A 12,590-nucleotide genomic window follows, 5' to 3' on the forward strand; every position below is an offset into this window, starting at 1 on the left:
GAGCCTCTCTCCAATCCCCGCTGGAAACGCTAGTGGTCACGTAACCATCTTGCAAGCCATCAGAATCCGGCCTTGCAATTCCCGCAAAGCCTCGAAACCCTGCCTGAAAAGGAGGCCACAATGCTGAACGGAATCCGGATCATCGAAGTCGAGGGCTTGGGCCCCGGCCCGTTCGCGGCCATGATGCTGGCCGACCTGGGCGCAGATGTCATAACCATCCATCGCAAGGGCCAGCCCACCACCCCCGGAATGCCTGAGAGTTCCGTGCTGGATCGCGGCAAACGGTCCATAGACCTGAACCTCAAGGATGACGCCGATCTTGAGATCGCCAAGCGCCTGACCTCATCCGCCGACGCCCTGATCGAAGGCTTCCGCCCCGGCGTGATGGAAAAACTCGGCCTCGGACCCGAAACCTGCCACTCCCTCAACCCCAAACTGGTCTATGGCCGCATGACGGGCTGGGGGCAGGACAGCCCCCTTTCGGACAGGGCGGGCCACGACCTGAACTATATCGCGATGTCCGGCGCGCTCTGGTACGCCTCGGCAGCAGGGCAAGCCCCACAGACACCGGCAACATTGGTGGGCGATATCGGGGGCGGCGCGATGTACCTTGTCGCAGGCATAATGGCTGGCCTGATCAATGCACAGCGCACAGGTCAGGGTACCGTCGTCGATGCCGCCATCTATGACGGCTCGGCGCATATGATGAACCTGCTCATGAGCATGCGTCAAACCGGCAACCTGTCGGAAACGCGGGGCCAAAGCCTGCTGGACGGCCCTCATTGGAGCCGCACCTATACCTGCGCCGACGGCGGGTTCATCACCGTGCAATGCCTCGAGCCAAAATTCTACGCTGAGTTCCTCAATAAATTGGGCCTGTCACAGGATCCTGACTTCACTAAACAATACGACCCAAAACTGTGGCCACTGCTCACCGCGCGCCTATCCGAAATCTTCTCTCGACACCCCCGCGATCATTGGGCGATGCTTTTCCACGACACCGACGCCTGCGTCGCCCCCGCGCTTAGCCCCGAACAGGCACATTCCCATCCCATGAACAACGCGCGCCAGACATGGCAGAACATCGACGGAACCCTCCAGGCCGCCGCCGCGCCGCGCTTTTCAAACCACGCATGGCAACCAAAGCCCAGCCCATTGCGCGGCGAACACCGTTCGGAAATTCTGGACGAACTCAACCCAAAGCGCTGATCCGCCCCTTCACCTGGCTATGAATATCCCGGGGGATGAATTGGCCGCAGGCCAAGAAGGGGGCTGGCCCCCTTCAACCAGCTTACCGCGATCGCACAGTATCAATCATCAATTGCACGTTCTCGGGGTCGGCATCCGGCGTGATCCCATGCCCAAGGTTGAAAATATGCGGTCCCTTTGAAAACGCCTCAACGATCTTGCGCGTTTCATCCACCAAAGCCTGCCCACCCGTCACCATATGGGACGAGGCCAGATTGCCTTGAACACAGCCATCCACCTGCACGTGGGCCGCCGCCCAATCTGGCGCGACCGAGTTATCCAGCGCCACACAATCCACTCCGGTCGCCTTAGCAAACCCGACATAGCCTTCACCGGCCTCACGCGGGAAACCGATCACCGGAATGCCGGGATGGCGCGCCTTGATGGCCTGAGTGATGACCCGGCACGGCTCAACGGCGTATTTCTGGAACGCGTCCCCCTTCAACGACCCAGCCCAGCTGTCAAAGATCTTGACCACCTCGGCCCCTGCCTCGATCTGGGCCGAGAGGTATTCGATCGTCGCCAGCGTGATCCGCTCCAGCAACGCCTCGAACAATGCCACATTCCCTTCGCGCAGCGCATGGGCCGGGCCCTGATCCGGCGTGCCGCGCCCGGCGATCATATAGGTCGCCACCGTCCAGGGCGCGCCTGCAAACCCGATCAACGTTGTCTCGGACGGCAATTCACGCGTTAGGATTCGCACAGTTTCATAGACCGGCGACAAAGTCTCGTGGATCGCATCAACAGGCTTCAATGCGTCAAATTCGGCCTGCTGTGTGATGGTCGACAGGCGCGGTCCCTCGCCGGTCACGAACCACAAATCCGCGCCCAGCGCCTGCGGCACCAGAAGAATGTCAGCAAACAGAATCGCCGCGTCGAACCCATAGCGGCGGATCGGCTGCAATGTGACCTCGGCCGCCAGTTCGGGGTTATAGCAAAGCGACAAGAAATCCCCTGCCCGCGCCCGTGTCGCGCGATATTCGGGCAGATACCGCCCGGCCTGACGCATCATCCAGATCGGTGGCACATCCTGCACCTCACCCGCCAGCGCCCGCAGCAGTTTCTTTGTTTCGGCCATGTCTGCCCCCAATCATCAGGTTTGCGCCACGGGTCGGCCCTCAGTGGCAATTTGTCAAGCTCTGCCCCCATTGTCAGGGCAATGTGACGCGACTAAAGCTGTGCGCATGACACTGACCCTGCCCTCCCCCGACTCGCCGCTCAAGATCGGTACCCGAGGATCACCTCTGGCGCTGGCACAAGCCTATGAGACACGGCAGCGACTGGGCGCGGCTTTCGACTTGCCGGATGAAGCGTTCGAGGTCGTGGTCATCAAGACCACCGGTGACAACCGCGCCATGATCGACGCGGACCGCCCGTTGAAAGAGATCGGCAACAAGGGCCTCTTCACCAAGGAAATCGAAGAGGCGATGCTGCGCGGCGATATCGACATCGCGGTGCATTCCACCAAGGATATGCCAGTGGAACAGCCCGCAGGTCTGGTGCTGGACACCTTCCTGCCGCGTGAAGATGTGCGCGACGCGTTCATCTCGCCCAGCCTGACAACCATTCGCGACCTGCCGCAGGGTGCCACCGTCGGCACCTCATCCCTGCGCCGACGGGCTCAGTTGCTGAACCGCCGCCCCGACCTGAACGTGGTTGAATTTCGCGGCAATGTGCAAACGCGGCTGAAGAAACTGGCCGATGGCGTGGCGGATTGCACCTTTCTGGCCATGGCCGGTATCCGCCGCCTGAAAATGGACGACGTCCCTGCCACCGCCATTGCGCCCGAGGACATGCTGCCTGCCATTGCGCAGGGCACTATCGGTATCGAACGCCGCAGCGACGATTTCCGCGCAGCTTGTATGCTCGAAGCCATCCACCACGCCGAAACCGGCCAGCGCCTGGTCGCAGAGCGCACGCTACTGGCTGCGCTGGACGGTTCGTGCGAGACGCCGATCGCTGGCCTTGCCGAAATACAGGACGGCCACCTGCGCCTGCGAGGTGAGGTTCTGCGCCCGGACGGGTCCGAGGCCATCTCGGAAGACATCACCGGTGCGGTTGCCGATGGGCCCGAGATGGGCCACGCCATGGCGAAAACGCTGCTGCAGAAGGCGGGTTCAGGCTTCTTCGACTGGAGAAGTTGAGAAAAAGTTGCGCAATGTGAACTACTTCACTGCTCGCATTTCCAAACGCTGACAACATACAGATACACCGATTGAGACGTCGGGCTGCTCTCGAAAAAGTCGAAAGTTTGCAAGTCTGTCCGTATTTTTAAGTGGTATTCGAGGGGGCGAGGTGCAGCCCCGGACATCCAATCATTCAGGGCCGCTGTCATCAACTGGCAGCGGCCCGTTTCTTTGCCCAGACTAAATCCGTTTAGGCATTGGCAATTATCTGGATCGCTTTTTCAACCGCGTGCTTAGTCTGTTGCAGGTCCGCTTCCGTCACAGCCAAGGAAGGATAAAGCTTGCCCGGCGACTTGAATATCCCGCTCGCCCTTAAGCTGTTGTTGTAAATCACGTTACGATGCGGATCATCATGCTTGGCGCTGCGGTACTCGCGGCAATCGTTTTCCGTGAAAAAGATATCGAACAACGTCTCGTCGCCGCAAATCCGAAACGGAATCCCGGCTTTGACCAAGGCAGTACCCTGCATCTGTTGCAACGCTGCACCCGTTGCGCGCAGTTGGTCATAGACGCCGTCGCGCCGAAGAACCTCCATCGTTTTCAGGCCCGCGACCGAGGCCACCGGGTTTCCCGACAAGGTCCCAAGCTGCATCAGCCACCCGTCCTCGCCAACCTGATCCTTGTCGAAATGTTTCATGATCTCGGCGCTTGCACCCAGCGCAGCCAAAGGGAACCCTCCGCCGATGATCTTGCCCAGCGTACAGATATCGGGTGTCACACCGTATTTCTCCTGCGCACCGCCATAGGCCAGACGGAACCCCGTGACGATCTCGTCAAAGATCAGCAGGACGTTGTGCTTGTCGCACAAGTCGCGCAGCCCTTGCAGGTATCCGGGCAAGGGCGGGATGATCCGCTGCAAGGGTTCGACCATGATCGCAGCGATATCGTCATGCTTATTCAGCAGGGCCGCGACGGCCTCAAGGTCGTTGAACGGCGCAATCAGCATCTGCTCGGCCACCCCCGCAGGTATCCCGGCGCTGTCAGGCACCGCTTGCGGAAAGTTGACCCGACGGCTGGGGGCAAGGCTCATCTGCGCCTCGGCGCTCATGCCATGATAGCCGCCTTCAAATTTCAGAATCTTGTCACGCCCGGTATAGGCGCGGGCCAGACGGATTGCGTACATGTCGGCCTCGCCACCCGAGGCCACAAAACGCACCTGTTCGCAGCACGGCACCGCATCGACAATAGCCTCAGCCAGTTCGATACCCTTGGCGTTATTGGCAAAGAAGGTCATGCCCTTGGACAGTTGCTCCAGCACTGCCTCCATCACTTCGGGGTGGCCGTGGCCCAGCAGCATCGGGCCGGACCCGATCAGATAGTCGATGTATTCATTGCCGTCCTCATCCCAGACGTGGCTGCCCTCGCCACGTGCGATAATGATGCCGGGGTCGAAATTGCCAAAACCCCCAGCGGGCAAGACCTCATTCGCACGGGCGATCCATTCGGATTGGGTGTTGATCTTGAGCATCTCAGGCAATCTCCAATATCGGGGCGCCAAGGATATCCGGGTCGGGCGTCACGCCCAAACCGTGTCCTTCAGGCGGAGCAATGCGACCGTCTTTGCGGCTGGGCGCATCGGGGCAAAGGCGTGGCGCCACGTAAGAGGACAGATCACAGGTGTTCATCAGCGATCCCTGCGGGGTCGAGGCCGCGAAATGCAGCGCGGCCGCGGTGACGATATCGGACCCCCATGTGCACTCGGCGCAGATTTCGGCCCCCAGATATACGGTCAGGTCCCGTGCACGGCGCATGGCCGACAGACCTCCGAACTTAGATAGTTTTAACGCCACCGCATCCATGCAGCCAAGTTCATGCGCCCGCAGCAGCGAGGCCAGATCATGTGCGTTCTCGTCGATCTTCATCGGCAGGCCAGTGGCTTGCCGGACGGCAGCACAATCTTCCAGCGTTTTGCAGGGCTGTTCCAGCATCACATCCAGATGCGCCACCGCGCGGCCCGTGCGTGTGGCCTGAAGACGCGATGCGCCGCAGTTCCAGTCGCCATAGACGATAGGGCCCTGCCCCACGGCCTCGCGCACTTTGATCAGGCGTTCAGCGTCGGCCTGCCAATCGGCTTCGACCCCAAGTTTGACCTGAAACTGGCGAATGCCTGTCTGATAGGCGACTTGCGCGATGCGGGCCATCTCATCCGGAGTAACGCAGGTGATCGAGTGATAAAGCGGCATGTCCTTGCGCGTGCGCCCGCCCAACAGCGCATAGACCGGTTGGCCCGTGGCTTGGCCGAACAAATCCCACAGCGCCAGATCGACGGCGGACTTGGCGTAGCGATGACCTGGCAAAAACCCATCAAGCTTGCGCATGGGCGCGTCCGCCCCGAAAGGTGACATCCCGAGGATTTCCGGGGCCATTTCAGTAATCGCGGCGGGAACACCATCGGCATAGGCCGGAAGGTAGTGGGGGATCGGGCAAACCTCACCCCACCCTTGCAGGCCAGTATCTGTGATTAGGCACAGGACATGGGTTTTGACCGTGGCGCAGGTTTTGCCTTCGGCCATGCGGTACGTTTCATGGCTGCTGAGGTCGACAGACCAGAGGGTGAGTTTGGTAACCTTCATGCGGCGTCCATCTGGGGCAGATCGTCCAAACCTTCGCCGCGCCACAACACATAGGTCAGGATCGGGCTGTCGGTGGTGATCATGGCATGGCTCTGCCAACTGGCATGCAAGCGGGTTTGATTGGGGGTTAGGTCGGCCTCATTTCCTTGAACGCGAAACCGCGCGCGGCCAGCGGCGATCAGGTACAGTTCTTCGGCCTTGTGGCTGTGCCAATCATAGTTCAGCCCGTCACCCCAATAGGCCACATAGCCGCGCAGTTGCGCCGAGTAGAAATGGCCGGTTGGACCGAACAGCTCGTAATATCCATAGCGATTCAGAAAATCGGCTCCGACTTCGTCTTCAGTATAGGTCTGTTTCCAGTTGGCCAGATGTGCGGTTGCGCGAATTGCCTCGGTCAGGGCTAGGGTCGGCCCGGCGTCGGGCCGGATTGCCTGCACCAGGGGAACCGCCGGAATTGCGTTTGGCGGCACATCAGCGGCAAACAGGTCGTCGGGCCAATCTCCGAACGCAGCCAGATCGGGATGCGTGTAATGCAACCGCCACGCGGCTTCGAGGACATCATCCATGGTCATGGGATCACCACAATGTTTCCAGTGTGTTGTTTCGCGATGAACGCGGCCTGCGCCTCGCGCAGTTCTTCCAGCGGATAAGTCGCGGCAAGGGCCGGTTTGATCTGACCCGCCTCGATATATTTGACGAGGTTTTGCATCACCTGCGGGTCGATGACGGTCGAGCCGGTGAAGGTCAGGTCGCGCAAATAGAAGGTGCGCAGGTCAAAATCCACCATTGGCCCTGCGATGGCACCGGAACAGGTATAGCGCCCGCCACGTTCAAGGATGTCGATCAGGTTGGACCAATAGGGGCCACCGACCACATCGGCGACCACTGTGATTTTTTCGTCCCCCAGCGCCGCACGCAAGTTATCGGGCGCGCGCGGCAGGATTTTGTCCGGGCCAAGTGCGGCGACGTCGGCGTGTTTCGCCTCGGACGCCAGTGCAATGACCCGCGCGCCGTGACGTTTGGCCAGTTGCACCAATGCGCCTCCGACCCCGCCCGAGGCTCCGGGCACCAGAACGGTGTCATTCTGGCTGACATTGGCGCGGGTCAGCATCCCCTCGGCGGTCGAGTAGGAACAGGAAAACGTCGCCAATTCCGCATCCGACAGGTCGGAGGTAATCGGCACAGCATTCACGGCCAGAGTGGTGGCGTATTCCGCAAACCCTCCGTCCCGTTCCGAGCCGTAGTAGCCGGTTTTGTCCTTGTTTCCGGGATCATCCGGGTCGCGCAACCAGCCATCTGTGATTACACGCTGACCGATGCGGGCCGGGTCGACGCCTTCGCCTACGGCGACGATATGGCCACAGATATCAGCTCCTTGGATGCGTGGGAAGGTGATCGGGTTGCCTCCCCAGGTGGGGTCTTCTTCGCCTACCTCTTCAAACGCGCCTCCGGTGGTCGCGTCAGTGACGGTCTTGGAATACCAGCCCGACCGCGTATTGACGTCCGTGTTGTTCAGACCGCAGGAGGCGACCTTGATCAGCACTTCATTGGCAGCCGGTTCGGGGCGGGGCCAGTTGGGGTGCAACACCATTTGTTCTAATCCGCCATGACCCATCGTGACCATGGCTTTCATTGTATCGGGCAGGGTCATTGCGCGGCCTCCAGTACGGTGTCAGTGCGTGGCAAAATGCTTTGGGGATCGTAAGCCGGTTCATCCAGCACGCAGGCCACGCGGGGTCGGCCGTGGATCACGACCTGCAAGGCTGTGCCGGGTGTGGCGGCCTCGGGTTTGACGTAAGCGAAGGCGAGGATCTTGCCGACGGTATGCCCATAGGCCACCGATGCGATCGAGCCGACGACGCGGCCATCCAGCATCACCGCCTCACCGCCATGTCCGTCGATCTCACCATCCGGTTCAATCTCCAGATAAGCGCAAACCCACGGCAGGTCGCTGTTCAGGGTCTTGTCTTTGCCCAGATACTCCTTGTCGGTGCGCGCAAAGCGCAGCACATCGGCCTCGGCCAGAGTGACCTCATTGGTCAGCTCGCCTGCGCCTTTGAAGCCCTTCTCCATCCGCATCGCATTCATGGCAAAGCTACCATAGTCGGCGATGCCGTGCGGTTCTCCGGCGGCCCAAAGCGCCAAGTAAACGTCCAAACAGGCGGCGTTTGGCATGTGCAACTCCCAGCCCAGTTCCCCGGCATAGGACATGCGGAAAGCCCAGACCTTGTGACCCGCGATGTCGATTTCCTGCGCCGAGAGCCAACGGAACCCGGCATTGGTCAGATCGGCATCGGTGCACCGCGCCAGCACATCCCGCGATCGGGGGCCGTTCAGTGACAAGGCAGACCAGTCAGCGGACAAAGCGTTGATCTGCACATCCTCATCCACACGCTGTTGCGTCATATGGTCCAGCAGGCGTTGTTCGAAGAAGGCCGCGCAGACCAGATAAAAGCGATCCTCGGCCATTCGGACGATGGTTGTCTCCAACTCGATCCGGCCACGGCGGTTCAGCATATGGGTCAGCGTGATCGAGCCGACCTTTTGCGGCATCCGGTTGGCGGTCAGCCGATCCAGCAACGCATAGGCGTCCGGTCCTGAAACCTCGATCTTGGTAAAGGCGGTCACATCCATGATGCCGACGCGTTCGCGCACCGCTTTGACCTCGGCTGCGACCATGTCATCGGCGGGGGTTCGGCGGAAGGAATAGTGGTCACGCTGTTCCACCCCATCCCGCGCGAACCAGCGGGGGCGTTCAAACCCATAGACCTCCTCATGGACCGCGCCCTTGGAGTTCAGCAGATCATACAAAGGCGACGGTTTGATCGGGCGCCCCTGGAGCCGGTTGAAATGCGGAAAAGGTATTTCGTGGCGCAGGCAGTAATCTTCCTCGGCCTTGATCACCTGCCAGTCCTTCGTGGCATAGCTGCCGAACCGGCGCGGATCGAACTCGCGCATCGAGATATTGGCGGCCCCATGCACCATCCAGCGCGCCAACTCACGCGTCAGGCCCGGCCCCCAACCAATGCCGATCTGCGTACCGCAGCAGCACCAATAATTCCGCACACCCGGCGCAGGCCCGATCAGCGGGTTACCATCGGGCGGATGCGAGATCGCCCCATGCACATCGCGCTGAATGCCCAACTCGGCAAAGATCGGCATCCTGTTCAGGCTTTCCTCAAGCCACGGCATCACCCGGTCGTAATCCGCGTCGAACAGCCAGTTTTCATATTCCCATGGGCAATGATCGTGCCAAACCGAGTTCGGGTTTTCTTTTTCATAAATCCCGATCAAGCCCCGGTTTTGCTCCATGCGGATATAGCCCGAGACTTTGCGGTCATCGCGGATCACCGGCAATTCCTTGTCCAGATTCTGGAACTCAGGCACCGGTTCGGTCACGAAGTAATGGTGGGTCATCGAGGTCATCGGCAATTGCAGCCCCGACCATTCGCCCATCTGACGCGCATAGGTGCCGCCCGCGTTCACCACATGCTCGCAGGTGATGGTGCCCATTTCGGTTTCAACCACCCATTCGCCATTCTCGGCCTGCGTGATGTTGGTGGCGCGACAGTTGCGGAAGATGCGGACGCTCTTTTGGCGCGCGCCCGTGGCCATCGCCATGGTCACATTGGTTGGGTCCACATGGCCGTCATCGGGCGTGTGCAGCGCGCCCAGAACACCGTCCAAGTTATAAAACGGATGCAGCTCGGCCACCTTCTCTGGGCCAACCAGTTCAATATTGAACCCCAGCGAGCGACCCACCGACAGCGTGTGGCGCAGCCAGTCCATCTCATCCTCGGTATAGGCCAGACGGAAGGAGCCGCAGCCATGCCATGTCACCGGCTGGCCGGTCTCGGCTTCCAAAGCACCGGAGTACAAACCGATATTGTAATCCACGCATTTGCCCAGCCCAAAGCTTGAGGTCGAATGCGTGATCTGACCCGCCGCGTGCCATGTGCTACCGCTGGTCAGTTCGGCCTTTTCCAGCAGGACGGTATCCTCGCCCCAGCCTTCATGCGCCAGATGATAGGCTAGACCGACCCCCATGACGCCGCCTCCAACGATGACCACGCGGGCGTGGGTGGGCAATTTCTTCTCGGACATGACATTTCCTCTTCCCGAGTCGCTTTTCTGCTCGACAGGCTAATTCCACATTTGTACCATCGTCAATCATGAATGACACAAATGTATCATCCATCGTATTGGATCGTCTCAGTGAAGAATGGGACGCCCTGACGCCCGAGGCACAGAAGGCCGCGCGCTATGTGCTGGAAAACCCCACGGATGTCGGGGTTTCGACGGTGCGCGAGATCGCCGAAGCCGCCAAGGTCAAGCCCAACACCTTTGTCCGCATGGCGCGGCAAGTGGGCTTCGAAGGTTATGAGGATTTCCGCGCGCCCTTCCGCGATGCGATTCGGCGCGGTGGTATATCCTTTCCCGATCGCGCCCGCTGGTTGCAGGATATCGGCAAATCGGGTGAACTGGGCGGGCTTTATGCCGATATGGTCGGTGCTGCGATCCGCAATATCGAGGACACCTTTGCCGGGATCGACGCCGCCCGCCTGAAGGCGGCCGCCGAGGATATCTGGAACTGTCGCCAGATCTTTACCCTGGGCGTCGGCGTGAACAACTCGAACGCGCGCAACTTCACCTATCTGGCGTCGACGGGGATGAAGCAGTTCCACGCCATACCGCGGCCCGGATCGACCCCCGTGGACGATCTGGCCTGGGCGGATGAGCAGGACGTGCTGATCGCCATCACCTGCCACCCATACCGGACCGAGGTGATCGACGCGATCAAACTGGCCCGGCAACAGGGTCTGACCGTCATCGGCATCTCGGACAGCCCCGCCAGCCCAGTGATCCTGAACGCGCAGCACGGCTTTGTCGTGGCGGCTGACACGCCGCAATTCTTCCCTTCTTCCGTCTCGACCATCGCTTTGCTGGAAACGCTGCTGTCCTTTGTGGTGGCTGTGTCCAGCGATGAAATCGTCGACAGGGTCGAGAAGTTTCACCAACGCAGGCACCACCTTGGTCTTTACGCAGAGGAGCCCGAATGAACGCCCCCCTGACCCATTCACTGGACGCGCGATACTATACCGACCCTGCGATCTTCGTGCAGGAAATGCAGGGGTTTTTGGCGCGAACCTGGCAATTCGCGGGCCACGTGGCGCAGGTGCGCGAACCCGGCGATTACTTCGCCTTCGAGATTGCGGGCCAGAACCTGTTCTGCATTCGCGGTCGTGACGGTGAAATCCGCACGTTTTACAACGTCTGCCAGCACCGGGCGCATGAGATGGTCAGCGGCGCGGGCAATACCCGCGTTGTCGTCTGCCCCTATCATTCCTGGACCTATGAGCTGTCAGGCCAGTTGCGCGCCGGACCAAACATCAAATCAGTTCCGGGTTTCGACCGCAGCGCCATTTGCCTGACTTCGGTGCGGACCGAGGTGTTCAACGGTTTCATCTTCGTCAACCTCGACGATGACGCCGCGCCCATGGACGACTGGTACCCCGGCGTGCGCGAGGAAATCCGTGCCTTTGTTCCACAGATCGACGATCTGGAACCGCTGGAATGGGTGGAAATCCAAGAAAACTGCAACTGGAAAGTCAGCATCGAGAACTATTCGGAATGCTACCACTGCCCGACCAACCACCCAACCTTTGCCGAAGGCGTCGTCAAGCCCGAGACATATGACATCCAGCCCGATGCGGGCGGCGGCTATGTCCTGCGTCATACGACCGAGTGTCAGAGCCTCAACAAGATGACCTATCCGATCGACATGTCTGTACCGCACGCGGGCGATTATCAATCGTGGTTTCTTTGGCCGATGTTCTCGTTCCAATGCTATCCGGGCAACGTGCTTAACACCTATCATTGGCGCGCACATGACGCCGATCACTGCACCGTCTGGCGCGGCTGGTACACCGAGGGCGGGTCCGAAAGCGCGGTGATCCGGCAACTTGCCGTCCAAGACCGCGAAACCACTGTCGAAGAGGATATCCGGCTGGTCGAATCCGTTCATCGCGGCCTGAAGTCCCGCGGCTATCGCCCCGGACCATTGGTCTTGGACCCCGGTTGTGGTGTGATGTCAGAACACTCAATTGCCCGGTTGCAGCAATGGATGCGCGAAGCCGTGGACTGAAGACCTGCGCAACAGATCGAGACCCGATAAAACAGAGGATAATATGGCAGATATTTTCGACGAAGACCTGTTCCTGAAAGGGTTGGAACAACGCAAAAGCACTCTGGGCGCGGAATATGTCGAGAAGAACCTAGCCGCAGCCGATGACTTCACCCGCCCGTTTCAAGAGGCCATGACCGCATGGTGCTGGGGCTTTGGCTGGGGCGATGACGTGATCGACGCCAAGACGCGCTCGATGATGAACCTGTCGATGATCGGTGCGTTAGGCAAGATGCATGAATGGGAGATCCACTGTAAAGGCGCGATCAACAACGGTGTAACCCCCGAAGAAATTCGCGCCATTATTCACGTGATCGGCATATACTGCGGCGTCCCACAGGCGTTGGAGTGCTTCCGCGTCGCGCGTAAGGTTCTGGGATACGCATAACCGACGTGATG

General features: G+C 60.2%; 11 protein-coding genes. 5 read left to right on the forward strand and 6 right to left on the reverse strand.

The features are described 5' to 3' along the window. Positions 1–120: 120 nt before the first annotated feature. Positions 121–1,209 (forward strand): CaiB/BaiF CoA-transferase family protein, encoded by a 1,089-nt coding sequence (locus tag GOX75_RS10290; RefSeq protein WP_171122769.1) that lies wholly within the window; start codon positions 121–123, stop codon positions 1,207–1,209. A gap of 82 nt (positions 1,210–1,291) precedes the next feature. Here GOX75_RS10290 and hemE read toward each other — a convergent pair whose 3' ends face one another. Then, on the reverse strand, positions 1,292–2,326 hold the full coding sequence (hemE, locus tag GOX75_RS10295; RefSeq protein ID WP_171122771.1) for a uroporphyrinogen decarboxylase: 1,035 nt from the start codon (positions 2,324–2,326) through the stop codon (positions 1,292–1,294). Positions 2,327–2,432: 106 nt separating this feature from the next. Between hemE and hemC the strand changes: the two genes are divergently transcribed. Next, positions 2,433–3,392, forward strand: a complete 960-nt coding sequence (gene hemC, locus GOX75_RS10300) for a hydroxymethylbilane synthase (RefSeq protein ID WP_171122773.1) — start codon at positions 2,433–2,435, stop codon at positions 3,390–3,392. Positions 3,393–3,624: 232 nt separating this feature from the next. Here the strand turns inward: hemC and GOX75_RS10305 are convergent, their stop codons facing one another. The 5 genes from GOX75_RS10305 to GOX75_RS10325 are packed head-to-tail and all read right to left on the reverse strand — an operon-like array spanning position 3,625 to position 10,111. Further along, a complete protein-coding gene (locus GOX75_RS10305; protein WP_171122776.1) occupies positions 3,625–4,902 on the reverse strand; it encodes an aspartate aminotransferase family protein in 1,278 nt (425 codons plus the stop codon). Between the two features lies 1 nt (position 4,903). After that, entirely contained in the window at positions 4,904–6,007 is a 1,104-nt protein-coding gene (locus GOX75_RS10310) for a mandelate racemase/muconate lactonizing enzyme family protein (RefSeq protein ID WP_171122778.1), read from the reverse strand. Then, on the reverse strand, positions 6,004–6,579 hold the full coding sequence (locus GOX75_RS10315; protein ID WP_171122780.1) for a dimethylsulfonioproprionate lyase family protein: 576 nt from the start codon (positions 6,577–6,579) through the stop codon (positions 6,004–6,006). Before GOX75_RS10315 ends, GOX75_RS10310 begins: the two co-directional genes overlap by 4 nt. Further along, positions 6,576–7,658, reverse strand: a complete 1,083-nt coding sequence (locus GOX75_RS10320) for an alcohol dehydrogenase family protein (RefSeq protein ID WP_254428727.1) — start codon at positions 7,656–7,658, stop codon at positions 6,576–6,578. Before GOX75_RS10320 ends, GOX75_RS10315 begins: the two co-directional genes overlap by 4 nt. Beyond that, positions 7,655–10,111 carry an FAD-dependent oxidoreductase gene (locus tag GOX75_RS10325; protein WP_171122782.1) on the reverse strand — a complete coding sequence of 819 codons (2,457 nt, stop codon included), beginning with the start codon at positions 10,109–10,111 and terminating at the stop codon, positions 7,655–7,657. The genes GOX75_RS10320 and GOX75_RS10325 overlap by 4 nt, the downstream gene beginning before the upstream one ends. A gap of 68 nt (positions 10,112–10,179) precedes the next feature. On the opposite strand from GOX75_RS10325, the gene GOX75_RS10330 reads away from it, so the two are divergent. The 3 genes from GOX75_RS10330 to GOX75_RS10340 are packed head-to-tail and all read left to right on the forward strand — an operon-like array spanning position 10,180 to position 12,579. Continuing rightward, the gene (locus tag GOX75_RS10330) at positions 10,180–11,067 is read left to right on the forward strand and encodes a MurR/RpiR family transcriptional regulator (protein WP_171122784.1); all 888 of its coding nucleotides are present in this window, start codon (positions 10,180–10,182) and stop codon (positions 11,065–11,067) included. Continuing rightward, a complete protein-coding gene (locus GOX75_RS10335; RefSeq protein ID WP_171122786.1) occupies positions 11,064–12,152 on the forward strand; it encodes an aromatic ring-hydroxylating dioxygenase subunit alpha in 1,089 nt (362 codons plus the stop codon). The genes GOX75_RS10330 and GOX75_RS10335 overlap by 4 nt, the downstream gene beginning before the upstream one ends. Positions 12,153–12,195: 43 nt before the next feature. Beyond that, a complete protein-coding gene (locus tag GOX75_RS10340; RefSeq protein WP_171122788.1) occupies positions 12,196–12,579 on the forward strand; it encodes a carboxymuconolactone decarboxylase family protein in 384 nt (127 codons plus the stop codon). The last annotated feature ends 11 nt before the right edge of the window (positions 12,580–12,590 follow it).

The organism is Ruegeria sp. HKCCD7251, from assembly GCF_013031165.1.
Classification (GTDB): domain Bacteria; phylum Pseudomonadota; class Alphaproteobacteria; order Rhodobacterales; family Rhodobacteraceae; genus Ruegeria.